Genomic DNA, 24,981 nt, shown 5'->3' on the forward strand with positions numbered 1-24,981 from the left:
GCGACGGCGCATGTTACTGCGCCACTTGAGCATTCCCTTCCTCGTCGCCGAGGCGCGCGGCGATCCATGGTCGACCAACGCCAGCCTGCAAGCCGGTCGCCCCGCACAGATCTCGCGCTGGCGCAGGCGTTCCGTGACGCCGGGTTAAGTACGGCGGAGGCCGGCCACGAATTCGAGAACGCCCGGCGCCGGTTCGAGGCGTCTTGGAACCAGCAGAACGGCGAGCATCCGATCAACGACGGCGACGAGGTACAGCGGGTCGCCCGGTCATTGGGTCTGCAGGCCGAGCAACTGCCAAAGATCGCAATCGGTTTGGAGAATATCGCCGCCGCACTGGCCGAGGCTCAACGTGCGTCCGCGTGGTACCTCGCAGCGCTGGAGTACGACCTCGAGGACATCGATTACGAGCTTTGCGATGCCCTCGCAGACGACGACCGCTGCGCGGCCGACGATTTGCGCGTGGACGCGGTTACCGAGACGACGGCGATAGTGCTGGTGCTGAGCCAGGTTCGCGACCGGTACTCGGCCGTGCTCACGGCCGGGTTAGCAGATCTGCGTGCCGACGGGGCGGACCCGGCCGAGATCCGCGGCGTCGACGAACTGTTGATCCCGTGGTCGGGCGATCCGGAGGAAGTCAGGCGATGGTGGGACTCGTTGAGGGCCAACCAAAAGCGCCTGCTGATCGACCAACACCCCGACGAGTTGGGCAACCTCAACGGCGTGCCGGCCGACGTGCGCGACTCGGTGAATCGGGCGGCGATGGAAGACGACCTGTGCCGGGTCGAAGACGCCGCGCGTCGGCGCGGGCTAATCCCCTCGACGCTCCGCGACGACGCGCTCAACAACCGGAACGCTGATGTGTTCACCAATCCCGGCGATTACGGACTGTGCGCCGCCGATATCACCCGATACCAAAACGCGGTGAAAACCAGTGACTTCCTCGAGCGCGACGAAAGATCCGAGCTACCGGGCGGGCTACCCGTCATGTTGTGGGCCTACGACCCGCTGGCTTTCAACGGCAAGGGCAGGGCCGCCGTGGCGATCGGCAACCCGGACAAATCCCGCAACACGGCGGTGATCGTCCCCGGCACCAACAGCAGCGTGCGGGGAGGGTGGATGTCCGACGGGACCGACGACGCCACCAACCTGTACGAACAGGCTGCGAGGGCCGACCCGCAGCGTTCCACCGCGGTGTTGGCCTGGATGGGTTATGACGCACCCGAATTCGGTCAACCGCACTGGCAACAAGCCATTACCGACCCCTCCGCATTGGAACAGGTCGGAACCCCTTGGCGGGCGAGGCAAGCGGGTGCACTGCTGGCCGCCGATGTCAACGGCCTGGCTGCGACGCATGACGGACCGACGCCGGCGCATGTCACAGTCCTCGGACATTCCTACGGCTCCACGACCGTGGCCGATGCGTTCGCGAACAGCGGCATGCGCGCCCACGATGCGGTGCTAACCGGTTGCCCGGGAACAGATTTGGCGAATCGCGCCGCAGACTTTCATCTCGATGGCGGCAGGGTGTATGTGGGTGCCGCTTCGACCGATGCGATCAGCTGGATCGGCGAGGCGCGCAGCGGCCTCCCGAACGGACTGAACGAGGCGCTCGGCGGACCGGTGGGGCCTTTGGCCGGCTTAGGCACTGACCCGGCGCATGCGGGTTTCGGGGCGGTGCGGTTCCACGCCGAGGTCGCCGGGTCGCACAGCGTCATTCCATGGTTCACCGACCACTCGCATTATTACGACGTGGGCAGCGAGTCGCTGCACAACGTGACCGAGATCGTCATCGGGCACGGCGATCGCCTTGCTGGCGAAGGGATGCTGGCGCGGGATCGAGCCGCAGGTCGGATCGCCTTTCCTCTCGAGGTGCGCACGCCCTTGGGGACGGTTTCGCTGCCGCGTGTCGGGATCCAGGTGCCCGTCACTGTCGACCCGGAATGGGACCGACCCGCGCGGGCGGTCACCAACGGTCATGGGTTCTAGTGCGCCTTTGCCGCGGGCCGGTGCTGGCCGGGGTCGCCGGTGGTGAATTGACCACCCCTGAACCGGCATTTAGCCTCGTCAGCAGGCAGTTGAGACTCGGAAGGAGTGCCGATGTTCGTCGATACGGAGCTTTTGCATTCCGGAGGCAACCAGTCCCACCGCGCGGGAGGGCACGCCCAGGAAGGGGCGGATCAGCTGGCAGGCGGAACCGTGGCATCGGGAATGTTCGGGGACTTCGACGCGGCCAATGCCTTTCACGGGGCGGTTTCGGCCGCGCACGGGCACCATGTGAAAACGTTGCAAGCCCACAGTGAAACGCTCACAGGCGTCGGCACCAAGGCACACCATGCGGCCAACGGATTCACCAACATGGATAAGAACAACGCCACCGAAATGCAGGCGTTGCGACCGAATGCTGGTCCTTCCACACGGAGCGTGTAGAGAGCGCCAGTGACGGAGGACCCACCTTCACATCCGGACTCGGGGTCGCATGTCGTTCCGCCTGTGCGGCAATGGGTGCCGGGCCATACCGCGCCGCAGCCACGTTCACGCATGTGGCCGGCGATCGCTGTGGGTGCGCTGGTAGCGATCCGACTCGCAAAATCTCGGTGATTGGCGAACTGTTCAATAGGTAGTCGGCTCGTGTATCCCCATACTCGGGATACTGTTTTGAAAGCTACGCGGCGATTGAAGGAGGGTTTATGGCGGCCGGTTTGCCTCCAACTCCTGGAAATGGACCAGCCGCAAGCGCTCCCAGCCCAGCGCAATGGTCAGCCGGATTTCCGATTTAGCCGCAACTACGCTCGCGGACATGGCCGTCGGTGGTCTTGGCTGGGCTAGCCACGATAGTGGCTCTAAATCGACCAATAGCTACGAAACCAACACCTGCAATTAGTCCACCGACCTTCAGTGCGGCCCAGACGACTGCAGCGCAACGCCAATTGTGCGACACATAAACGGTCGGCGCGCGGTCAGTGCAAGCTGATACGAACGGCCACGATGTTTCATTAGGCCGCATCGCACTTACTAATGCTGCGGCAATGCTCGATGATGCGGCCGGCAATCCAGCCCTCGGCGCAGCGATTCGCGATTCCGCCCACGCGTTAGCCGCTTCATATCGCGAGGGAACGGCTATGGGAAATAGGGACGTTGTCACCGGTACACGGTTTTAAGCCGCACTTGACGACATCAATGCGAAGGACGCTGCGATGACGAAGGTGTGCGGTGGCTGACTTCGGACCTGCGCCGCCGGCCAACAATCGCCCGGCGGCCCGTCCTCCCTTAGCCCGCTAGACGGCTCGGTGCATGGCCGGTAGCAGCTCGATGGCTAAGCTCTTAGCGACTCGGTGTAAGTCGTGCGCTGGCAAGATCATTCGTCAAGTCGTTCAGCCTCCATGAGAAAGTGCTCCGTCAGAATACGAACCCAGCGAAGGAAAACGCCCCACAGTGAATTGCTGATGTGCGGCCGCCTGCTCCACTATTGAAGGAAAGGCAAAGGTCGCCTGAACAATGGTGGCGCACACGGGCTTGCCGACTAGAGGAGAACATATGATGGGAGACCGGCCTTCGGGCCATGGTGAAGGGCCATCGGTCCCGAAGCCAGCTGGAAGCTGGCCGCCGCCGCATCCTTCGCAGCCAGTATCCCGTCCACGCCCATGGATGGCGATCGCGGTAGTTGTGACCGCCGCAGTAGCTGTTGCTGCGTTGGTCGTAGCACTCACACGGCCGACGGCTTTGCAGTCGTCAGCCACTACCACTACGACGCCCACCCATACGCAGGCGGAGACCGCCGCAGCGCAACAGCGACTTTGTGACACTTACAGGGTGGCCGCGCGGGCTGTGCAAGTTGACACCAATGGCAGCGATAAAGCGTTCGCACGCATCGCGCTTACGAATTCCGCCGTCTTGCTCTACAACGTTTCTAATGACCCGGCTCTCGACGACCAGCATCGGAGCGCCGCCCAGGCTTTAGCGACGGCATACCTGACGGACACGGCGAAAAGCAGCGAAGGAGCCGCTACTGAGTCGGAATTCCAAGAGGCGGTCGCCGACGTGAACGCCAAGGATGCCGCGATGAAAAAGGTATGCGGTGGCGGTTGATCTTCCGCCTGGCAAGTGGTCAGCTGCGCTCGTCGGTGCATGGTGGCCAACGCCGTCGACGACTTTGCGCGCAGGCGCACAACACTGGAGCCATGCTTCTGCGGAGCAGCAGGGTTATTCGCAACACTTGCGTAATCTATGGACGAAGATCACGGCCCACAACGAGGGCCACACGGCTGACGACCTTATATCCCGATATCAACAGGGCGAGAAGTTCCACCTTGATCTCGCGGAGAAGTACCAGACGAAGGCGGCGGCCTTTAATTTAGGCGCGGACGCGATCGATTATTTGCGCAGCCGCTTGTCGGAGATTGCGAATACGGGCAACAAGGAGATAGACGATATCCTTGCTTCGAAGAAGCCGCCCCCCGAGCAATTGGCAGAAGTGCAAGCTATCCAGGCGCGCTGCAACGCCGATGCGGCGAATGCTAGTCGGGACGCGGCCGACAAGCTCATGGCCGCGACGCAGAAGATCCTCGATGCTGAAGGCGGGGGAGACGCTCGGAGTTGGGCGAAGGCAAATGGTTTCAATGTCGAGGATGCCTCACCGCCGAAACCGATCAGCCAGCATGACTTAAATTCGGCTGGCGGCGGTGTGGGTGGTGGCAATCGTGGTGGCGGTGGCGGTGCGGGCGGCGGTGGACCCCAGTCACCGCCGGCGGGAGGCACCGTCAATAGGGGCGGTGGTGGAATCAACCCGGGCAGCATCCACGGCGCGGGTGGGCAACAGGCGATTCCGGCGGCAGGTGGTGCTAACTGGAGCGGTGGGGGACCCGCGCCAGGCGCACCACCAGCAGCCCCGTCGACAGGCGTGCAAATGCCCGGCGGTGGCGGACCCGTATCGCCAGCGATACCCGGCGTACACGGCGCGCCTATCTCGACCTCACCGGTCGGTATGGGACAGGGACTTCAGCCCGGACTAGGACAAGCCTTCACATCCGGCTTGGCGACCGGGCAGGCGACAGGGCCTGGCGGGCAAGCTTTTACGGCCGGTCCGATACAAGCGATGGAGGCCGGGGGGCCGCAAACTCCTCCAGCGGCGCCGTCAGTGACGCCGACCGTACCCAGTGGGGGAGCATTCATCCCAACGGGTACACCGGTCGACGCGCCCCCGCCGCCGTCACCCTCTCCAGTAGCCACCGGGGGCGCCACATCAGTTGCGCCAGTAGTAACCGGCGGCTCATGGTCGTCGCCCGCACCGACGCTTGGTGGCGCGTCGTCCATTCCCTCAGGACCATTGCCCGCCTACGGTTCTGACCTGCGTCCGCCGGTGGTGGCGCCCCCATCAGTGCCTTCTGCGCCGGCTGGTCCTGTGTCGGGTGCGCCGGTAGCGTCTTCGCCGGCATCATCCCCCTCTGCAGGCGGGGCAGGCGGGACGGGTGGGCCACTTGTCTCTCCGGTGGAACGGACGGCCTCCGGGGCCGCGGCGGGTCAGGCCGGCGCAGGGCCATCGACAATGGCTGGCGCATCGGCAGCTTCCGCGGCGACGGGCGCGACCGCCGGCACGGTGTCAGCACGGACGGCCGAGCAGCAGCGCTTACAGCGCCTCGTCGACGCGGTCGCCCGTCAGGAACCGCGCCTGTCGTGGGCGGCGGGGCTACGGGACGACGGCACCACGACGCTGCTGGTCACCGACCTCGCTGGCGGCTGGATTCCCCCGCACGTCCGGTTGCCCGCCCACGTAACCCTGCTCGAGCCGACAACACGACGCCATGATGCAAACGTGGTGGACTTGCTAGGCGCGATCACAGTCGCGGCTGCGCATCACGCCAACACATATGTCGGCGAGCCGGGCCCGGACGAGCCCGCACTCAGCGGTGACCGGCCTGCCCGCTCGGCTGCGCCTTTAGTCGATGAGCTGGGTCCCACCCTGGTCGATGCGGTGCGGCGCCGGGACGGCCTGCCACGTATCGCTCAGGCCGTCGCGGCGCCCGCGGTGCGAAAAACCGGTGTGTTGGAAAGCGAAACCGAGATGTTGCGCGAATGCGCCGCAGCGATTCAGCGCTCGGTGCTGGCCGCATATCCCAATCACGACCCAGCGGTGGTCGGAGATTGGATGCTCTTGGCGGCCATCGAGGCGCTGATCGATGGCCATGAATACCTCGCGAACTATCACTTGGCATGGTTTGACGCGATCAACCGTCGGAGTGGCCACTAGGGCCGAATGACGACCTGAATACCGATTTCGCGGCGCTGTGACAAAATAGTGCGACATATGAGTGCTGCGCCAAGCGGCTCAAGCTCTTGTGGGATCTGCGAACGGGGTGGAGGTGGGTTGTGACCGGCGAGCCGAAAACAAAATTCACCCCCGGCACGACGCATGACGGGGTTCCAGTGGCAACGCCGACCGTGGGGCCTGCTCCGCCCGGCGGCACCTCATTCGCCGACGGTTGGCAGGGGGCCTTAGGGGGAGCAGGAAACGCCGGTGTCCCCAAAGACGCAGCAGACGCGGCCGCAGCAGACGCGGATCGGCGCGCCCACGCCGCCGATGCGGAAGGCAAGTTCCCCGCTAACGAGGCCAACGGCCAGCAGGAAATGCAGGCGATCCAGCAGATGCTGCAGAGCGTGACCGGTGCGATCGGCGGCGCGATCGGCGGCATCATGGGGCCGATGACGCAGCTGCCACAGCAGGCGATGCAGGCTGGCCAAAGCGCCCTTCAGCCGCTGATGAGCGCGATGCAGGGCGCCCACGGAGCCGGGCTTGCCGACAGCGCGCATCTAGTCGACAACGTCGGCAGTGGCGGCTCCGGACTGGGCGGCGGCTCCGGACTGGGCGGCGGTGGCGGAGGCCTCGGGGGCGGCGGCACCACTCCGGCCAGCTCGCTGGGTCCGCCGCCGGTGCCAACGTCGTCCCCGCCCACCACGCCCGCCGCCGCGAAGGCGGCCATGATGCCGCCAACTGGTGGGATGCCCGCCATGCCAGGGCAATCCGGCATGACCGGTATGCCGATGATGCCGCCGGGCGCGATGGGCGCCGGTGGCGAGGCCGGCACCAAGGACAAGCCCGTCGAGAAGCGGGTCACTGCCCCGGGTGTGCCCAACGGCCAGCCGGTCAAAGGTCGGTTGACCATCCCGCCGAGTGCCCCGGGCAACAAATCCGGTGAGGCTAAGCCGACCGTGGTCACCAACAGGCCCAATCGCCGGATCGTGATCATGCCGTCCGAGGGCGAGCCGAAAGATTAGGCCTGTTTTTTAGCCCATCGGAAGGTGAGTGGTCGGGCAATTCGCGCCGCAGTAAGGTCGCTACGTAATCGCGGCCGGCCGATCCCAACGCACGGATCAAGTTGGGTTGCCCGTTATTGACAGCCGAACTGTCGATACGTGCATGCTATTGGTACGTCTGCAGCGACCGCGGAATACGCGGCCAGAAGGGTGTGGGAGTACTAGCGCGAAGTGTCCGGCAAGGATGCGGCGCCAAGAGGGCGCGCAAGTGAATCACGGCGGGGAAAGCGGTGACCGATTCTCTAAAAATGCGAGCGGTCACGGCGTTGTCTCGCGCCCACAATCTGTTCGGATCCATCACCACAGATCACGGCGTCGGTGACGCACCGGCGCAGACGCGGGCGCGCGCCGAAACGATCACGGGTCACGCCTGTGGGCTTTCCGGCGCGGCGGCCACGCGGTCGGGTTCCTCGGCAACGCAGTTGACGCGCTTGGCCCATGCGGACCGGATGCTGGGGCAGATCATCACCGCGGCGCGTGCCGATCACACGCAGGGCCACGCGGCGACGCGAACGGTGCTCGACGCCGCTTTGACCGACACAACGCCGGCCGCCGATACGCCGATGGGCCGACGCGAGGCGGCCGCCCGCATGGTGGGGCGGCTGCGGACCCAACACGGCCACGTCGCCGGATCGCGCCGCCGGGCAAAGCTGCTCGCGCGCAGACTGCGACGCTTGCACTACCTTCGAGGACGGTCGATGCACAGCAATCAGCCCGGCGGACGCCCGGCGGTGTTGGCCGCCATCCGTAAAGCTCTGGATATCAAGGGTATTCACGACCCGGCCGCGCGCGCTCGCTGGGAGCGCGGCATGGACCTGGTGGCCCGCCGCGAGTCCAACTACAGCGCGAACGCGGTCAACGACTGGGATTCCAACGCGGCACGCGGCACACCGAGTAAGGGCGCCTGGCAGTTCATCGCGCCGACCTTCGCGGCGTATCACCAGCCGGGCACCTCGCGCGACATTCACAATCTGGTAGCGCAGGCGTGCGCGTTCATCAACTATGCGATGGGCCGCTACGGGGTGGCCCTCGACGCCTCGAACCTGGCCGATCGGATTCAGCAGGCCGATCCTCACCGAGCACCCAAGGGGTACTGAGCATGCCGCTGAGTTTGTCTAACCGCGACCAGAACTCCGGGCATCTGTTCTACAACCGGCGGCTGCGCGCAGCGACCACCCGCTTTTCGGTGCGGATGAAACACGACGATCGCAAGCAGACGGCCGCGCTGGTGTTGTCGGTGCTTCTGGTGGCCATCGCGTCGGGCTGGATGCTGCTGCTGAATGTGCTGAAACCCACTGGCATTGTGGGTGATTCCGCGATCATCGGCGACCGCGATTCCGGGGCGCTGTACGCCAGGATCGACGGACGCCTGTACCCGGTGCTGAATTTAACGTCCGCGCGGCTGGCGACCGGCACGGCGAATCAGCCGACGTGGGTGAAACCGGCTGAGATAGCGAAGTATCCGACCGGGCCGCTGGTCGGCATCCCAGGCGCTCCGGCGGCGATGCCGGTTCATCGGGGTGCGACGTCGGCGTGGGCGGTGTGCGACACGGCGGGGCGACCGCGCAGCCCGGAGCGTCCGGTGGTGACCTCGATCGCCGGACCACTCGAGGGCTTCGACCGCGCGACACCGCTGGGTGATGACGCCGGGGTGTTGGTCACGTTCGAGGGCAACACCTTCGTGATCTGGGGCGGCAAACGCTCGCAGATCGATCCGTCGAACAGGGCGGTCACGCTGAGCCTGGGTCTCGATCCGGGAGTGACGCTGCCGGTGGAGATTTCGCGGGCCCTTCACGACGCATTGCCGGCAACCGAACCGCTCGGTGTGCCCGCGGTGCCCCTCGCGGGCACGCCTTCGACGTGGGTCTCGGGCTCACAGGTCGGAGCGGTGCTGCAGGCCCAGACCGCCAGCGGCGGCAAGCAGTTCTACGTGCTGCTGCCCGACGGGGTGCAGAAAATCACCAGTTTCGTCGCCGACCTCTTGCGCAGCGCCAACTCCTACGGCTCGACGGCGCCCCGCGTGGTGGCTCCCGACGTGCTGGTCAACATCCCCGAAGTGTCCTCGTTGGCGGTTGACTACTACCCGACCAAGCGCCTGAATTTCATTGACAGCGCTGCCGATCCGACCACCTGCGTGGGATGGGAGAAAGGCTCGACGGATCCGCAGGCGCGTGTTGTGGTCTACAACGGCCGCGGGCTTCCGACACCGTCGTACCTGGACAACCGCATCGTCCACCTGGTGCGTGATGACCGCGACCCGGCCTCGGTGGTCGCCAACCAGGTGCTCGTGTTGCCAAGCGCGGCGAACTTCGTCACGTCGACGAGCGGCGTAGTCACCTCCGACTCCCGGGAATCGTTGTTCTGGGTTTCCGACAACGGGGTGCGGTTCGGCATCACCAATGACGACACGACGTTGCGTGCGCTCGGGCTGGATCCGGGATCGGCGGTCCAGGCCCCCTGGCCGCTGCTGCGAACCTTCGCCGCCGGCCCGGCGCTGTCAAGGGAGGCAGCGCTTTTGGCGCGGGACACCGTCCCGGCGCTCGGCAAGGTGGCTGTAGTGACGACATCGGCGAAGCCGGGAGGCTAGAGAATGTCCAAGAAAGCGTTCCCCATCAACCGCGAAAAGATCGAACCACCGAAGCCCGTGCGGGTAGCGCCCAGTGCGCCGATCGCACTGCCGGAACGCGAGCCGCGCAACATCTGGGTGATGATCGGAGTGCCGGCGCTCATCGTTGCGCTGATCGGCACCATCGTCATGCTCTACGTCTCGGGCGTGCGCAGCCTCACCACCGGCTTCTTCCCGCTGATGGGGATCGGCGCCTTCAGCATGTTGGCGTTCTCCGGCCGCTTCGGTCGTGCCCGCAAGATCACTTGGGGCGAAATGGAAAAGGGCCGTCGCCGCTATCTCCGCGACCTCGACGGAAACCGCGATGAGATCCAGACCGCGGTCTGCGCGCAACGCGAATGGCAGAACTCCGTGCACTCCGATCCGCGCGGGCTCGGCGCCATCATCGGCGGCCCCCGGATGTGGGAACGCGGGCGCGGCGACGTCGACTTCTTGGAGGTGCGGCTCGGCACCGGCGTGCAGCACGCACCGGACTCGGTGCTGTCGGTGACGTGGCCCGACATCGCCTCCGACGAGGAACTCGAGCCCGTCACCGGGCAGGCCCTTCGCGATTTCATCTTGGAGCAGCGCAAGATTCGCGACATCGCCAAGGTGGTCAACCTGCGCTCGGCGCCCGGCTTCAGCTTCGTCGGCGAGGATCTCGACCGGCTGCGATCGCTGATGCGCTCGGTGCTGTGCTCCCTGGCCGTCTTCCACAACCCGCGCGATGTCAAGTTGCTCGTGGTGACCCGCAACCCCGAGGTGTGGTCGTGGATCGTGTGGCTGCCGCACAACCTGCACGATGAGCTGTTCGACGCGTGCGGGTTCCGGCGCCTGGTCTTCGCCACGCCCGAGGAGCTCGAGGAAACCCTCGGAGCCCAGCTGCACATGAAGGGCAAGCGTGGCGCCTGGACACCACTGGCCGCGGCCAGCCCCACCGCGATGGGCTCGACGCTGGAAACCGGCACCGACGCGGTCGATCTCGGCCCGCACCTGGTGATCATCGACGACAACACCGGCAGCCCCGATGCCTGGGAGAGCGTGGTCGGACAGGTCGGCAAGGCGGGAATCACTTTGCTGCGCATCGCCTCACGCGTGGGCACCGGTGTGGGCTTCGCCAACGACCAGGTGTTCGACCTCAGCGAACGTCACAGCTCGCCCAACGGTTCGATCGACGGCAAAATCGCCCTGCACCGCAACGGCTCCGACGCCGACGGCGAAGACGACCGCCCGGCACCGCTGCTGCGGGTGCGCAACAAATTCTTCGCCCACGCCGACCAGCTTTCCGTGCACCGTGCCTACCGGTACGCGCGGGCGATGGCCCGTTGGTCACCGACCAGCCGCAGCGAGATCGCCGACTCGGTCAGCGGCGCAACCGAACTCCTGCGGGCCCTGGGCATCAACGACCCACGCGATCTGGACGTCGACCGGTTGTGGGCCGAGCGGCGGGGACGCGGTGACGAGCGTTGGTGCGAGGTACCGGTCGGCGCAAAGCCCAACGGCGAGCTGCAGAATATCACCATCCGCGCGAAAGACTTCGGCGGCTTCGGGTTTCACTCCGTGGTCATCGGTACCAGTGGCTCGGGGAAGTCAGAGTTCTTCCTGTCGTTGGTCTACGGCATCGCGCTGACGCACTCCCCGGAGACGTTCAACGTCATCTTCGTCGACATGAAGTTCGAATCGGCGGCGCAGGACATTCTGGGCATTCCCCATGTGGTTGCCGCGCTGTCGAACCTCGGCAAGGACGAACGGCACCTGGCCGAGCGGATGCGCAGGGTCATCGACGGTGAGATCAAGCAGCGCTACGAACTGTTCACCTCGGTGGGTGCCCGCGACGCCAACGACTATGAAGAGATCCGCCTTGCCGGACGCGATCTGCCACCGGTACCGGTCCTGCTCGTCATCGTCGACGAGTATCTGGAACTGTTCGCCAACTATGAGAAGTGGGTCAATCTCATCATCCACATCGGCCAGGAGGGCCGCGGTGCCAACGTTTTCTTCATGCTGGGTGGGCAGAGGCTGGACCTGTCGTCACTGCAAAAGGTCAAGTCCAACATCGCGTTCCGCATCGCGTTGCGCGCCGAATCCGGTGATGACAGCCGCGAGGTGATCGGCTCGGACGCCGCGTATCACCTGCCGTCGAAGGAAAACGGTTTCGGTCTGCTCAAGGTGGGACCGCGTGATCTCGAACCGTTCCGCTGCTTCTATCTCTCGGCCCCGTTTGTGGTGCCGAAGACCAAGGAGGTTGCCACCACAGTCGACATGACGTTGACCAAGCCGCGGTTGTACAACTGGCAGTTCCAGCCGCTGGACGCCTCCGACGCGTCGGCATTGGAAGCCGCTGCCGCGGTCGACGCCGAGCCCGACGAATTCCTCTACTACGACGACGGTTTCAAACGGAAGAAGATCGTCGACGTGCTGCGCGAGTCGTTGCACGATGTACCCCATCGCTCGCCGCGCCGGCCTTGGCTGGAGCCGCTGGAGGAACCCGAGTCCATCGACGCTCTGGTTGCGGGGTACCGCGGCAAACCCTGGCACGTCGACTATGGGCGCAACGCGGGGCTGATGTTCCCGGTCGGTGTGATGGACATCCCCGAAGAGTCCAAGCAGATTGTCCATGCGGTGGATGCGTTGCGCAGCAACGTTATTGTGGTAGGTGCCAAGCAGCGGGGCAAGACCACCACGCTGATGACTCTGATGTGCTCGGCCGCGACCATGTACAGCCCGTCGCGCGTGACGTTCTTCTGCATCGGCGGCGCGACCCTCGCCCAGGTCGCTTCACTTCCCCACGTCACCGACATCGTCTCGCCGAAGGACGCCGAGGGCCTCGAGCGCATTTTGAGCAGCATGGACGCCCTGATCGACGCTCGCGAGGACTCGTTCCGGCGCCTGAAGATCGACCTCGACGGTTTCCGTGAACGCCGCTTCGCTCCGGGCAGCGACGGATTGGGCGGCACCGACGCCAACGACCCGTTCGGCGACGTGTTCGTGGTGGTCGATGACTACGACGACCTGTACTCGAAGGACACCGTGCTGGGCGACCGGATCATTTCGCTGAGCAGCCGCGGCCCCGAATACGGGGTGCACGTGATGTGCAGCGCCGGCGGCTGGATTCACGGCCAGCGGCAGAGCCTGCTGCAAAACGCCACGGCGCGGATCCAATTGCGGCTGGCCGACCCCAGCGAAAGCCAGATGGGCCACTCGTCGCTCGAGTCACGCGACGCGGCGCGGCGGACGCTGAACCGGCCGGGCTTCGGTCTGACGGACAGCCTGCACGAGCTGCGGGTGGGCGTTCCGGCCCTGACCGATTTGAATACCGGCGCGGTGGTGAGCATCGTCGACGTCGGCGCCCGCATCGCGGAGGTCGCCGGGGTCACCAAGCACGCCACCCTGCAGCGACTGCCGCAGCGGGTGGCCCTGAAGGCGATCCTGGACTATGAGGCCGCACATCCCACCGGCGACGACCTGTCGATCGCCTTCGCCATCGGTGAGCGTCACGAACTGGGGCCCGTTCCCATCAAGCTGCGCGAGAGTCCCGGGCTGATGATCTTGGGACGGCAAGGGTGCGGAAAGACTATGTCGCTCGTGGCCATTGGGGAGGCGGTCATGAACCGATTCAGCCCCGAGGAAGCGCAGCTGACGCTGATCGACCCCAAGACCGCACCGCACGGTCTGCGCGATCTGCACGCACCGGGTTATGTGCGTGCGTACGCCTATGACCAGGATGAGATCGACGAGGTGATCACCGCGCTGGCCCAGCAGGTCCTGCTGCCCCGGCTACCTCCGAAAGGCCTGAGCCAGGAGGAGTTACGCGCGCTCAAACCTTGGGAAGGCCCGCGGCACTTCGTCCTCATCGACGACATCCAGGATCTGCGCCCGGATCAGAGCTACCCGCCCAAACCCCCGGTGGGGGCGGCGCTGTGGAAGCTGATGGAGCGTGCGCGGCAGATTGGATTGCACGTGTTCACCACGCGCAACAGCGCGAACTGGGCGACGCTGCAAATGGATCCGTGGATGCGCTTCCAGAACTCGGCGAAGGTGGCGCAGCTTTACATGGACAACGACCCACAGAACCGGATCAACCGAGACGTCCGGGCCCAGACACTGCCGCCGGGGCGTGGACTGTTGGTCAGCGTCGACGGAGACGTCGAAGGCGTGCTGGTCGGATTGCCGTCGTCGGTCATACCGCCCCAGCAGTAACCAGTTGCGGCTCGGGTGCTTTCACCGCTGACGCGGCTGTGCGGCGCGGGAGCGGACTCGGCCACCAGAACCAGCGGCCCAACAGGGCCACGATCGACGGCACGACGAACGCCCGCACCACCAGCGTGTCCAGCAGCAATCCGACCGCGATCGTCGTGCCGATCTGGGCGATGCTGAGCACGCTGCTAGTGAGCAGCGCCAGCATGGTCAGCCCGAAGATGATGCCGGCGATCGTGACTACCCCGCCGGTACCGCCGAACGCCCGGACGATGCCGGTCTTCAGGCCCGCCGCCGCTTCCTGTTTGATGCGCAACGCGAGCAGTAGGTTGTAGTCGGCACCGACGGCGATCAGCGCGATGAAGGCGATTGGGGCCACGGCCCAGTGCAGGTCGCGATGGAGCAGGTGTTGCCAGATCAGCACGCTGGCACCGACGGCCGACGCGTACGAGGTGACGACGGTCCCGACGACCACCAGTCCGGCGACCGGGCTGCGCAGCATGGCCGTGACGATGAGGAAGATGAGGACGAGCGCGGCACCCACCAGTAGCGTGGTGTCGCGGGCCACGAGGCGCTGCAGGTCGGCGGTCACCGGGCCGACCCCTGCGAGGTCGACCTCGGTCGGTGTCAGGGTGCCTTCCTTGGTGGCCTCCTTGATGGCGGCACGCACCTGGCCCGCCCGCTTGGCGCCGTCGGCACCCCACTCCGACCCATCGCCATACACCAGGAGGTACGCGGCGCGCCCGTTCCCGGAGATCAGGTGGCCCAACGCGGTGGTGTAGCGCGGGTCGGTCAAGGCCCGCTGCGGCATGTAGAAGTCCGCCGCGGCGCTACCCTGAAACTGCGTGGCGATCTCGTTCAGGTAATCGGTCAGCTGACGCATTTGCGGCCCGAGCGTGTCGGACAGACTCAGCAAGTCGTGCGTGGCCGAACGCGCCTGCGCCAAAGCATCTTTCATCGACGCGACGCTCTGAGGCAGGGTCGCCACCGCCGCGGCGGCGGTGTTCGATCCGCTGGTGAGTTTCGCCGCGCCCGAACCCAGGCGCGTGGACGTCTGCACCAAGCTATCGACGGGCTGGAGCACACGGTCCACCGTCGAACAGATCGGATTGGTGGCGCAGTCTGGGGTCCGCCCGACGAAGTCCCGCAGCGGGTCGAGGTACGCCGACACCGTCGTGACGTTGTTCTGCAGCCCGTCCATCCCGGCCCGCATGTCTTGAGCGGCGCTCGACATATCGGCCAATCCGGCACTGCCACCGCGCAATCCGTTGTCCAGCCCGTCGACCGCAGCCTGGGTCTGCGCCAGCGCGCTGTCCAGTTCGGAGACCCGCTTGAGACGCTGGGTCAGCGAATCCACGGACTCACCGAACTGATGGCCGAGCACACCGGCCTGATAGCTCAACGTCGCCTGTTCGGGCACTTTGCCGTCGGGGCGGCTAGCGGACTGCACCGCGCGCACGCCCGGCACGGCCATGATGTGGCGCGTGATTCGCTCGATGGCGATCAAACCGGCCGGGTTGCGCAGGTCGTGGTCGGCCTGGACCGCGATGACGTCGGGCAGCAGCGCGTTGGCCGCGAAATGCCGGTCGGCGCTGGCATAGCCACGGTTCGAGTCGGTGGATGACGGCGTGGCGGCGGGTTCGTTGAAGCCGACCCGCATGCTGACCAACGGCAGGGCGACCAGCAGGGTCAACGCGAGCGCGGTGACCAGGATCGGCCCGGGCCAGCGCGCCACCGCCGTTCCGACGCGGCGCCAGCGACGCGCGGTTTTCGAGGGGCGCGGCTCGAGATACCCGCGGCGTATCGCCAAGCTCATGAGCGCGGGCGTCAGGGTCAGCGCCGCGACCATGGTCGCCAAAATGCCGATGGCGCACGGCAACCCGGCGCTGCGGAATGAGCCGACCTGCGCGAAAACCAGGCACGCCAGCGCCACCGACACGGTCAGTGCCGATCCGATCACCACGGGTGCGATGGACCGGTACGCCTGCGTCAAGGCGTGGGCCGGAGCCAGGCCGCGGCGCCGGCCTTCGTGGTAGCGGCCGACCAGGAAGATCGCGTAGTCGGTTCCGGCCCCGAGCGTCATGGCCGCCATCAGCGCCACCGAAAACAGCGATACCTCAACCACATTGGACTGGCCCAGGGCCGCGACGACGGCGCGGGCCAGGGCCAACGCGAGTCCGACCGAGATCAACGGGATCGCCGCCGCGATGGGTGATCGGTAGACCACCAGCAGCAACAGCAGGATGAGTCCGATGGTGGCGGCGGTGATCCCGAGCATCTGCCGATCGATCGCGGAGAACTCATCGACGATCGTGGCTCCGGGACCCGTGACATGGACTGTAAGACCGGCCGGCGGTGAAAGCTTGTGGACGGTCCCGCGCACGGCGTTGACGGAGTCGCGCGCCTGGGCGGTTCCGAGCATGCCGGCCAGCCGCACCATCACGCTGACCGCCTTGCCGTCGGTACTCTGCGCGCCCGCCGCGGTGGCCGGCTGCGACCACAGGTCGGTCACCGCGTACACGTGGCGCTGATCCGAGCCGAGAGATGTCGTCAGCGCGTCGTAGAACTGGCGATCCTGGGATGTCAGCCGCTGAACACGTTCCAGCACAACGTAAACGAAGTTATTGCTGGGCGTCTGGTTGAACAACCGGGCGGCCCGCGCGGCGGCCGTCGCGCTCGGCGCGCTGGGCGGCATGAAGGACCGGGCATGGGAGTCCACGACCCGCTCCAGTTGCGGCACCGCGACATTGGCGATTCCCGCCGCCAGGATCCAGAGGCCGACGATGAGGACCGCGTACCGGCTGGTCAGCCGCGCAAAGCTGCCCATCCGGTCATGCAACGGTCTGCCGATCACCGGTGGGGCCGCCGAACAAGCCGACGGCCACATGCTCGCCGCGGGTAAGCGAGCGCACGCGCAGCGAGCGACGGGCGCCGATCTTCACCAACGCGTGCAGCCCGGGATGGGCGGTCTCGAGATCGGCACGCACCTGTTCGGTCGGTGCGCCCTCGTGGGCCGCCTGATCCAGCTTGGCCACCAGCATCGTGATCCAGCGCTGGCCGAGCGAAAGCATCAAGCCCTCCTCGTCGCCGAACAGCTCGGACACCTCGGATGAGTTGTCGATCAACGCAAGTGCCGCGTCGGGGTCCGTCTCCGCGGCTCGTATCACCTCGGCCATGAAGGCCATGCGGTCGTGCAGCAGTGTCCATGTCATGACTGGAACGTTAGGAAAGCAGCGGCCCGCGGCGCGTCGTCCCGAAGTGCAGTCTTTGTCTCCTACCACGGGCGGAGGCGGGTGCCGACCGCAGGAGGATGTGATGACGCCGCGAGCTCTTCTAGGATTGGACGATGTTGCATGCCGCAGCGGATTACCTGCGGGAACAAGTTCGCCGACGAAGCGAGCTGATTCCCGTCGGTATCACCTGGGCTGCGCTGATCGCCGTCGATCTCGCACTCGTGCTGGGCGGCACGATCGGAACGCTGCAGCGGCCCGCCGCCGATCTGCCCGTGGCGCTGGCCGCGTTCGCCCTGGCGCTGTCGCCCTCGCTCGCGTTCGTCGTTCTCAACATGAAGATGACCCCGGGGCCGTTGTGGGCGACCTGGACGGCGTCCACCGCGCTGACGCTGTTCGGTACGTCCACGCCCATCCACGCCGATTTCGCGCCGGCGTTGTTGGTCCTGATGGTCTTGGTCGTCGCGACGTTGGCGTCGGTGTTGGGCGGATTCCTTGCTGCTATGTCGGCGGCCGCGCTGTTGCTGACCGCGTCCGCGCTGCACCGCCTCGACGGGGTGGCGCTGTACCTGGGTTTCATCGGCACGGGATGGCTGCTTGGTTACCTCATGCGCACCCAGCGGCTGCTGCTGGCGGAACAGATTGAGGCGCAGGACATGTTGGCCGAGCACGCCGCCGCGGACGAACGTCGCCGCATCGCGCGCGAAGTGCACGATGTCATCGCACATTCGCTGAGCATCACCCTGTTGCATGTGACCGGTGCGCGCCGGGCGCTGCAGCAGGACCGCGATGTCGATGACGCGGTCGAGGCCCTGGAGCAGGCCGAGCGGCTCGGCCGTCAGGCTATGGCCGACATCCGGCGTACCGTCGGGCTGCTCGACAACTGGCCGACCAAGACCGCGCAGACCGCTCCCGAACCTGGCATCGACGACATCGCCGTGCTGGTCGAAGGTTTTCAGCGGGCCGGTTTGACCGTCGCGCTGTGCGTCGCAGGGCCTACCGATCACGTGTCGGCGGCGGTCGGCCTCGCGCTGTACCGCATCACCCAGGAATCGCTGGCCAACATCGCCAAGCACGCGCCGGAATCGAAAGCCGGCGTCGTGCTCGATATTTCGCCGATGTCGGCGAGGCTCGCCATCACCAATCTGCTTCCCGCGGCGGTGGCGGCGGCGCCTTCGGCCGAGGGACGCGGCGTGCGTGGCATGCGCCAGCGGGTCGAGCTCCTCGGCGGCGCGATCGACGTCGGCCCCACCCGCGACGGGTGGTCGGTGTGCGCGGAAATACCGCTGCACGAGGGCGACGCCGCGTGGCGCCCATGGTGGTGCAAGGCGTGATCGACGCAACGCCCGAGATCACCGTGCTGCTCGTCGACGATCAGGACCTGGTGCGGTCGGGCCTGCGCCGGATCCTGCGCCGCAAGGACGGTTTTGTTGTCGTCGCGGAATGCGCCGACGGTGACGAGGTGCCGGCCGCAGTCGCCGAGCACCGGCCCGACGTCGTCGTGATGGATCTGCGGATGCGTCGCCTCGATGGGATCGAGGCTACGCGCAGGTTGGGTGGCAGGCCGCCGGTGCTCGCGTTGACCACCTTCAACGAGGACGAGCTGTTGTCGGGAGCGCTGCGCGCCGGGGCGGCCGGCTTCGTGCTCAAGGACTCTTCGGCCGAGGAGTTGATCCGTGCGGTGCGGGCGGTCGCCAGGGGGGACAGCTATCTCGATCCGGCAGTCACCTCGCGCGTGCTCACCACGTACCGCAAGGCCGCGCCCGGTCCCCGCGGCACCGCAATCGGCGAGCTGACCACCCGCGAGCTCGACGTCCTGACGTTGATCGGCCAGGGTTTGTCGAATACGGAGATCGCCGACAAACTGTGCATCTCCGGCGTCACGGTCAAGAGCCACGTCGGGCGCATCTTCGGGAAGCTCGATCTGCGCGACCGGGCCGCAGCGATCGTCTACGCCTACGACAACGGCATCGTCGCGCCGCGCTGAAGACTTAGTAGGGCGCCGACTGCTCTGCCAGGTTCAGCATTACGTAGGCCATGCACATCAGGAAGTTCAGCACCACCACGATCAGGCCCGCGAACATCAGCGAACGGGCACCGCGCTTCTTGAGCCGCTTGTAGCGGGCGGCGCGAGATTCGCGGTCCAGCTGGATCGCGATCAACGCGAAGTTCACATTGATCATTTCGTGCGCGGCCAGCGGCGCGCCCGCGAGCATTTCCCGCAGCCGCTCCGGTGCCGTTCGAACGCCCACCCGATTGAAACTGTCACACAGCCGGCGCGTCCGCCGCCGCCGGAGCGTGTAATACCGCAGCCGAAGGTGCCGCGCAAGTTGCCCTCGATCGCCCCCCCAGGGGTAAGACGGGGTCATCACAAGCGGGATTCTAAATCGCTAGGCACCGCTTTCGCGCCGTGAACGCGCATTATGTTGCGAGATATCACTTCGGCGCGCCGCCGCTCATTTGCTGGGACGCGGGCAGCTCGAGGTAGCGCTCCAGGTTGCGATGCATGTTGATCACACGGCGTTCCTCGCTGGACAACATCAGGTGTGTGAAGCCCGGTTGATGCATGCCGCGTTGCAAGCCTGGAAGCACCGCGATGTCCTGAGTGAGGACCACGCCCGGCTCGGCCGCATCGGCGTCGACGCGGACATCCGTCGGCTTTGTTCGCGGCGCACCCGGCGGCATTCGTGTCATCAAGAACATGACGAGCTCGCCCTTGTCCGGGGAGGGATCGGGGGCGGGCCGTGAGCACATGACGGTCAGGTGATCGGCATTGGTCAGCAGCGTCAAGTTGGGAAACACGTTGTACTGGTGCAAGCGCGTCATCCGGTCGGTATCGGCCCAGTCGAGGTCGACCCCGCGCCCCGCGGCGAACGCCCGGGTCCGTTCCGCGATCAGGTCGGCAACCGTCTGCCCGGGCCGCCGTTCGTCGGCAGGGAACGGTGTACCTTCGGTCGCGCCCATCAGCGCGCCCTGCGTGTAGACGTAAGCGTTCCAGACCTCTTCGTCGGACAGGGCGCCGTCAAAGCGCGGGCTTTGCACACCGTAGGGCTGATCCGATTTTCCGGTGTGACCCCAAATCTGTTGCGGCGCATGAATGTCGTCGACGCAGCGCAGCAGCTCGGGATGCAGGGTCTGGATGTGGTACGTCTCGCTGTATCCGTCGGCGATGGTTTTCCAGTTCGCGTCGACCTCGACGGTGAGCGTGGCGTAGCAGCGGAAATCCTCCAGGCGGCACCAGGCGATGTCGTCGGGTACCGCCTCCAGGTACTCGGCCAACGAGACCGCGCCTGGGTCGAGGTTGACGAAGACGAGCCCGGCCCAGGTGTCCACCCGCGCAGGTATCAGCGGGAAATCGGACATCCGCAGCGAGCCGAAGCCCTTGCGGTTGGGCACTCGTTTGAGCGCCCCGCCCAGGTCCCAGGTCCAGCCGTGATAGCCGCATTTGAGTTCTTTCAGGCCCGAACCGGATCCGGTGCACAGCGAATTGCCGCGATGCCGGCAGACGTTCTGGAACGCGCGGAGGGTCCCGTCGTCGTCACGGACGATCAGCACACCGTACGGGCCGCACCGGTATTCGAAATAGTCGCCGGGCGCCGCCACGTGGTCGATCATGCAGGCCAATTGCCACACCCTCGGCCACATCCGCTGCGCCTCGAGCGTGGCGAAGGCGGGGGAGTAGTAGCGCTCGGCGGGCACCAGCGTCGGGTTTTCCGGCGGGGTGCCGATGGCATCCTCGTCGCGGGCCCGCGCCGGATTGCCGGCCACCGTTGCCATCGAGGCGAGCTCTTAGCGAGCTCCGCGGACCAGGCGGCCGGGGCGGGCCCCCGTGTCGACGTCTTTGCGGCGGGTCACCGTTCCGCTGACGATGGTCGCGGCGTAACCGCTGGCTCCCTGCAATATCCGGTTTCCGCCGGCGGGCAGGTCGAACGCCATCGCCGCGGGGTGCAGGGTCAGCGCGTCCATGTCGATGACGTTGATGTCGGCTTTCTTGCCGGGCTCGATGGTGCCGCGGTCGGTGAGGCCGAACAGGTGGGCGGTGTCGCGAGATTGCTTGCGGATCACGTATTCCAACGACAGCTTCTCGCCCCGGTGGCGGTCTCGTGCCCAGTGCGTGAGCAGGAACGTCGGGTAGGACGCGTCACAGATCATCCCGCAGTGGGCACCGCCGTCGGAGAGTCCGAGCACGCCGGCGGGGTGCAGCATCATCTCGCGGATCGCCTCGTGATTGCCGTCGGCGTAGTTGAACAACGGCAGCATCAGCATGGAGGTCGCGTCGGACTCCAGCATGAGGTCGTACAGCGTGGACAACGGATCCTCGCCGCGCGCCTTGGCGATGGCCGCGACGGTGCGGTCCGGCGTGGGCTCATAGTCCGGCGGATCGCCGAGCGCATACAGCCTTCCCAGCGAGTGCTGCACCAGAGCGAACATCCCGTCGAACAACAGCGTGGGGTCGGCGGGCAGGTCGTCCTCGGACAGGATCGCCGCCTTCACCGCGGGATCGGCCAACCGCTGCGCGAGCTCGGCGCGGTCGCACTCGGCCTTCAGCCGCCGATAGGTGGGCCGGTGGCTGAAACCGTGATGGCCCTGGAAGCCGATCATCATGCCGAATGGGCGCGCCGCGATCTGCGGGTAGAGGCGGGCGCCCGCGGCGTGTGCGTCCGCGGAGAGGTCGAGCATCTCGCGCCACAAGTTCGGATCGGCATCGACCTGGATCAGAGCGAAGGACACCGACCGATCGATCTCGCCGCTCAATCGCCGCATCCAGTCCAGTTCTTTTTTGGGTCCGATGATGTCCTCGCCCGCTGCCCCTTGCGGGGCCAGCTCAAACACCGCCTGACCGCCGGCGGCCATGGCGCGGCCGAGACCGAACAGCTCTTCCTCGGCGGCGAACGTGCCCGGGACCGGTTCGCCGTCCATCGCGCGATGGCCCATCGTGCGCGACGTGGAGAATCCGAGCGCGCCGGCCTCGACCGCCTCGCGTACCAGCCGTCCCATCGCCTCGATGTCCTCGGGGGTGGCCGGCTCGTTGCGGGCGCCCCGCTCGCCCATCGCGTAGGCGCGGACCGCGCCGTGTGCGACCTGACTGCCCACGTCGACCGCGAACTTCTGCTTGCCGACGGCGTCGAGGTACTCGGGGTAGGTTTCCCAGCCCCAGGTGATGCCTTCGGTGAGCGCGGTGCCGGGAATGTCCTCGACGCCCTCCATCAGTTCGATCAGCCACTGCTCGGTGCCGGGCCGTACCGGGGCGAAGCCGACGCCGCAGTTGCCGGTCACGATCGTGGTCACACCGTGGCCGCTGGACGGCTCGAGCAGGCTGTCCCAGCTGACCTGTCCGTCGTAGTGGGTGTGGATGTCAACAAAGCCGGGGGCCACCACATGCCCTGTCGCGTCGATGGTTTCGGCCGCCTCCCCGCTCATCGCGGGGCTGTCGGCTGAGCGTCGCATGACGTCGACGATCTTGCCGTCCTTGATGCCGATATCGGCGGCATAGCGCTGCGCGCCCGTGCCGTCGACGACCGTTCCACCGATGATCTTGAGGTCGAACATGAGACTCCTCTTCGCCGCCGTGGGCTGTCTCGGGAGGGCTGAGCGCTGAGACTCGCAGCATTTCGCTACGGAAAGTAGCGTAACTCTTCGCGCGGTGCAGGCAATAGCCTCAGCCGAATTGGTTCGGTCTTACTCGGTCTTACAGAGAACCTTTCAGGGCAGCGACGGTTTCCAGATCATCGAGCGCCGCGACGCCGCGGCGCAGGCCTTCCATGGCGATGTTCTCGACCTGCATCCCGCCCATGCCGGCGGTGATCAGGGGTGCGACGTAGGCGTAGAGCGCTCCTTGGCGGAACCGCAGCCACAAGTCGTCGCGGTCCAACTCGGGCCCGCCGGCCGCCACCAGCGCCCGCCGATAGTCGTCGAGGAGTTCGCGCTGGTTGGCCTGGCGGTCCTCCGGCGTCAGGCTGGTGATCAGGGTGTAGGCCAGTTCCCGCGAGGGGTGTCCCCGGCGCACCGCCTGCCAGTCCAGCAGCCCGGCCTTGCCGCCCTGGAAGTACATGTTGCCCGGGTGGGCGTCACCGTGCACGACGGTGTGAGGAGGACGGTCGATGAGTGCAGCGACGGCGCGGTAATTGTCGGCGATGAAGTTGCCAGCATCGACGGGGATCGTGGTGTGCCCCGCGAGGCGCTTGGCCGAGGCGTGCATGAGCGAACCGGTCAGCAACGACGTGACGTCGCCGGACGGGGTGTACAGCCAGCCCATCGAACCGCGTCCATCGCGCGGCAGCCGGCCCCAGAAGGTGGCGTGGAGTTCGGCCAGCAGCTCGATGATCAGGCTCGCCTGATCGGCCGACAGCGGATGCAAGGTGTCCGGGAACTCGCACGACTCGGCCGGCAGGTCCTCTAGGACCAGCAGGTAACGACCAGTCCAGGCGTCGAATGCCGCGCCGTAGCAATAGGGGACACCGACGACCTGCGGCGCGAGCTCACGGTAGAACCGCACCTCGGTGTGCCCGAGGCGCCCGAGTTCGCCCATCATCCGGGTGGCGGCGCTCTGCGCCGCGATCTTGACGAAGACCGAGTCGGGGACGTCCTTGCCGGTCAAGACCAACCGGCCACGCGAGGACGTGCCCGCGTCCCGGCTCAGAACGCGGACCGACCGCACGGTGGTGCCCATGACCCGGGATAGGGCCGCGCGACGTATTCCTTCGACCGTCCGCGGTAGACCGAACCTGCCGCCCATTACTGCGTCGGTGGCCACCCGGCCCGCACCGCGGCCCAGGTGGGCGGCTAGACCGAGAACCGAGAATGCTTGCCCAACAGAAGATTTCATGTCCATCCATCCTGATTTGCGGGTCGGCCGCGGTGCTGCGTTCTCAACACCGGTGGCGTCGGGCAAAACCGACAGATCGTATGGACATCAGACAATATACGGTTATTGTCTGATCTGTGGCACCAGGGCCCTTACCACGAACTGCTCGACGAATTCTCGCTTGTCCGCGGCGGGGCGATATCGCCACGAAGGCGCCAGTAAGAACAGCGTCGTGGTGTGCAACCACTGGACGACCGACCGGAAATCGAGGTCGGGGTAGAGCAACCCCGCCGCCTTCCACCGCTTCAGCAGCGGCCCGTAATGTCGCAGCAGCAACTCCACAATGGGTTCGGCACCCTTTTCGAGCGCCGAGGCCACCGCAGTGCTCTCGGCGGCGAACAACGCTTCGTTCAGCGGATTGCCGTCCACCGATTCCGCCCGGGCCAACACCATCTCGGGCACCGATCGAACGGGATCGTCGGGCGCGGGCAGCTTACGCACCAACTCAGAGACCGCGCTGTCCACGCGCGTCAACATCAGGCCGAGCAGTACATCGTCGCGACCCGCGAAATACCGGTACACCGTCGACCGGGACACCCCCGCCTCGTCGGCCACTTCGCCCACCCGGAACTGGGTGTTGCCGCGCCGGACGATGCAGCGTCCCGCGGCGTCGAGGATCCGCGCACGCGCCTCCTCGTCGTCGAGGATCGCGCGGTCGTCGCCCCACCGGCGGCTCGGTTCCATGCCGGCGATGTTACGGGATGCGTTGTGCTGCTTTGCATTCTGACGCGGGCAGACTCCGGCGGGGGCAGTTTCCCCGATGAATCCTAGTGCAG

The 24,981-nt window shown here is 66.4% G+C and carries 16 protein-coding genes and 1 pseudogene; 10 read left to right on the top strand and 7 right to left on the bottom strand.

The features are described 5' to 3' along the window. The first annotated feature begins 10 nt into the window (after nt 1-10). From AC5Y4H_RS03240 to eccCa, 8 genes and pseudogenes are all read left to right on the top strand, one after another. Nucleotides 11-1,986 (top strand): annotated as a pseudogene (locus AC5Y4H_RS03240) (putative alpha/beta hydrolase). Nucleotides 1,987-2,097: 111 nt separating this feature from the next. Then, entirely contained in the window at nt 2,098-2,427 is a 330-nt protein-coding gene (locus AC5Y4H_RS03245; RefSeq protein ID WP_499978496.1) for a DUF2563 family protein, read from the top strand. A gap of 1,107 nt (nt 2,428-3,534) precedes the next feature. Continuing rightward, the gene (locus tag AC5Y4H_RS03250) at nt 3,535-4,086 is read left to right on the top strand and encodes a hypothetical protein (protein WP_499978498.1); all 552 of its coding nucleotides are present in this window, start codon (nt 3,535-3,537) and stop codon (nt 4,084-4,086) included. 1,507 nt (nt 4,087-5,593) lie between these two features. After that, nucleotides 5,594-6,244, top strand: a complete 651-nt coding sequence (locus tag AC5Y4H_RS03255) for a DUF5631 domain-containing protein (RefSeq protein ID WP_499978500.1) — start codon at nt 5,594-5,596, stop codon at nt 6,242-6,244. A gap of 191 nt (nt 6,245-6,435) precedes the next feature. Beyond that, nucleotides 6,436-7,269, top strand: coding sequence for a hypothetical protein (locus AC5Y4H_RS03260; RefSeq protein ID WP_499978633.1), 834 nt, complete (start codon nt 6,436-6,438; stop codon nt 7,267-7,269). A 287-nt stretch (nt 7,270-7,556) separates the two neighbouring features. Continuing rightward, nucleotides 7,557-8,405 (top strand): transglycosylase SLT domain-containing protein, encoded by an 849-nt coding sequence (locus AC5Y4H_RS03265; RefSeq protein ID WP_499978501.1) that lies wholly within the window; start codon nt 7,557-7,559, stop codon nt 8,403-8,405. A gap of 2 nt (nt 8,406-8,407) precedes the next feature. Continuing rightward, nucleotides 8,408-9,895, top strand: coding sequence for a type VII secretion protein EccB (gene eccB, locus AC5Y4H_RS03270; RefSeq protein WP_499978502.1), 1,488 nt, complete (start codon nt 8,408-8,410; stop codon nt 9,893-9,895). 3 nt (nt 9,896-9,898) lie between these two features. Then, on the top strand, nt 9,899-14,113 hold the full coding sequence (gene eccCa, locus AC5Y4H_RS03275) for a type VII secretion protein EccCa (protein WP_499978504.1): 4,215 nt from the start codon (nt 9,899-9,901) through the stop codon (nt 14,111-14,113). Here the strand turns inward: eccCa and AC5Y4H_RS03280 are convergent. Next, on the bottom strand, nt 14,094-16,949 hold the full coding sequence (locus AC5Y4H_RS03280; RefSeq protein WP_499978635.1) for an MMPL/RND family transporter: 2,856 nt from the start codon (nt 16,947-16,949) through the stop codon (nt 14,094-14,096). The genes eccCa and AC5Y4H_RS03280 overlap by 20 nt on opposite strands. Further along, complete coding sequence (locus AC5Y4H_RS03285; protein ID WP_499978506.1) at nt 16,942-17,322, bottom strand: hypothetical protein; 381 nt, start codon at nt 17,320-17,322, stop codon at nt 16,942-16,944. Before AC5Y4H_RS03285 ends, AC5Y4H_RS03280 begins: the two co-directional genes overlap by 8 nt. A gap of 134 nt (nt 17,323-17,456) precedes the next feature. Between AC5Y4H_RS03285 and AC5Y4H_RS03290 the strand changes: the two genes are divergently transcribed. Both AC5Y4H_RS03290 and AC5Y4H_RS03295 read left to right on the top strand, forming a co-directional pair. Beyond that, nucleotides 17,457-18,674, top strand: a complete 1,218-nt coding sequence (locus AC5Y4H_RS03290) for a sensor histidine kinase (protein WP_499978507.1) — start codon at nt 17,457-17,459, stop codon at nt 18,672-18,674. Continuing rightward, complete coding sequence (locus AC5Y4H_RS03295; protein ID WP_499978637.1) at nt 18,656-19,327, top strand: response regulator transcription factor; 672 nt, start codon at nt 18,656-18,658, stop codon at nt 19,325-19,327. The genes AC5Y4H_RS03290 and AC5Y4H_RS03295 overlap by 19 nt, the downstream gene beginning before the upstream one ends. A gap of 4 nt (nt 19,328-19,331) precedes the next feature. On the opposite strand, the gene AC5Y4H_RS03300 is transcribed toward AC5Y4H_RS03295, so the two are convergent. The 5 genes from AC5Y4H_RS03300 to AC5Y4H_RS03320 all read right to left on the bottom strand — a co-directional run bounded on the left by AC5Y4H_RS03300 (nt 19,332) and on the right by AC5Y4H_RS03320 (nt 24,889). Beyond that, nucleotides 19,332-19,592, bottom strand: coding sequence for a hypothetical protein (locus AC5Y4H_RS03300; protein WP_499978509.1), 261 nt, complete (start codon nt 19,590-19,592; stop codon nt 19,332-19,334). Between the two features lie 184 nt (nt 19,593-19,776). Continuing rightward, on the bottom strand, nt 19,777-21,117 hold the full coding sequence (locus AC5Y4H_RS03305) for an aromatic ring-hydroxylating oxygenase subunit alpha (protein WP_499978510.1): 1,341 nt from the start codon (nt 21,115-21,117) through the stop codon (nt 19,777-19,779). A 12-nt stretch (nt 21,118-21,129) separates the two neighbouring features. Beyond that, nucleotides 21,130-22,890, bottom strand: coding sequence for an N-acyl-D-amino-acid deacylase family protein (locus AC5Y4H_RS03310; RefSeq protein WP_499978511.1), 1,761 nt, complete (start codon nt 22,888-22,890; stop codon nt 21,130-21,132). A 139-nt stretch (nt 22,891-23,029) separates the two neighbouring features. Continuing rightward, nucleotides 23,030-24,166: a phosphotransferase gene (locus AC5Y4H_RS03315; RefSeq protein WP_499978513.1), complete on the bottom strand. Its 1,137-nt coding sequence runs from the start codon at nt 24,164-24,166 to the stop codon at nt 23,030-23,032. A 102-nt stretch (nt 24,167-24,268) separates the two neighbouring features. Further along, the gene (locus AC5Y4H_RS03320; protein ID WP_499978514.1) at nt 24,269-24,889 is read right to left on the bottom strand and encodes a TetR/AcrR family transcriptional regulator; all 621 of its coding nucleotides are present in this window, start codon (nt 24,887-24,889) and stop codon (nt 24,269-24,271) included. Between the last annotated feature and the right edge of the window lie 92 nt (nt 24,890-24,981).

This window comes from Mycobacterium sp. NGS58, assembly GCF_059812385.1.

Excerpts from the sequence above, each read along its gene's own strand:
- AC5Y4H_RS03250 (WP_499978498.1), top strand. The coding sequence starts at position 3,535 with ATGATGGGAGACCGGCCTTCGGGCCATGGTGAAGGGCCATCGGTCCCG.
- AC5Y4H_RS03295 (WP_499978637.1), top strand. The coding sequence starts at position 18,656 with ATGGTGGTGCAAGGCGTGATCGACGCAACGCCCGAGATCACCGTGCTG.
- AC5Y4H_RS03265 (WP_499978501.1), top strand. The coding sequence starts at position 7,557 with ATGCGAGCGGTCACGGCGTTGTCTCGCGCCCACAATCTGTTCGGATCC.
- AC5Y4H_RS03320 (WP_499978514.1), bottom strand. The coding sequence starts at position 24,889 with ATGGAACCGAGCCGCCGGTGGGGCGACGACCGCGCGATCCTCGACGAC.
- AC5Y4H_RS03310 (WP_499978511.1), bottom strand. The coding sequence starts at position 22,890 with ATGTTCGACCTCAAGATCATCGGTGGAACGGTCGTCGACGGCACGGGC.
- eccCa (WP_499978504.1), top strand. The coding sequence starts at position 9,899 with ATGTCCAAGAAAGCGTTCCCCATCAACCGCGAAAAGATCGAACCACCG.
- AC5Y4H_RS03285 (WP_499978506.1), bottom strand. The coding sequence starts at position 17,322 with ATGACATGGACACTGCTGCACGACCGCATGGCCTTCATGGCCGAGGTG.
- AC5Y4H_RS03315 (WP_499978513.1), bottom strand. The coding sequence starts at position 24,166 with ATGAAATCTTCTGTTGGGCAAGCATTCTCGGTTCTCGGTCTAGCCGCC.
- AC5Y4H_RS03245 (WP_499978496.1), top strand. The coding sequence starts at position 2,098 with ATGTTCGTCGATACGGAGCTTTTGCATTCCGGAGGCAACCAGTCCCAC.
- AC5Y4H_RS03305 (WP_499978510.1), bottom strand. The coding sequence starts at position 21,117 with ATGGCAACGGTGGCCGGCAATCCGGCGCGGGCCCGCGACGAGGATGCC.
- AC5Y4H_RS03290 (WP_499978507.1), top strand. The coding sequence starts at position 17,457 with ATGTTGCATGCCGCAGCGGATTACCTGCGGGAACAAGTTCGCCGACGA.
- eccB (WP_499978502.1), top strand. The coding sequence starts at position 8,408 with ATGCCGCTGAGTTTGTCTAACCGCGACCAGAACTCCGGGCATCTGTTC.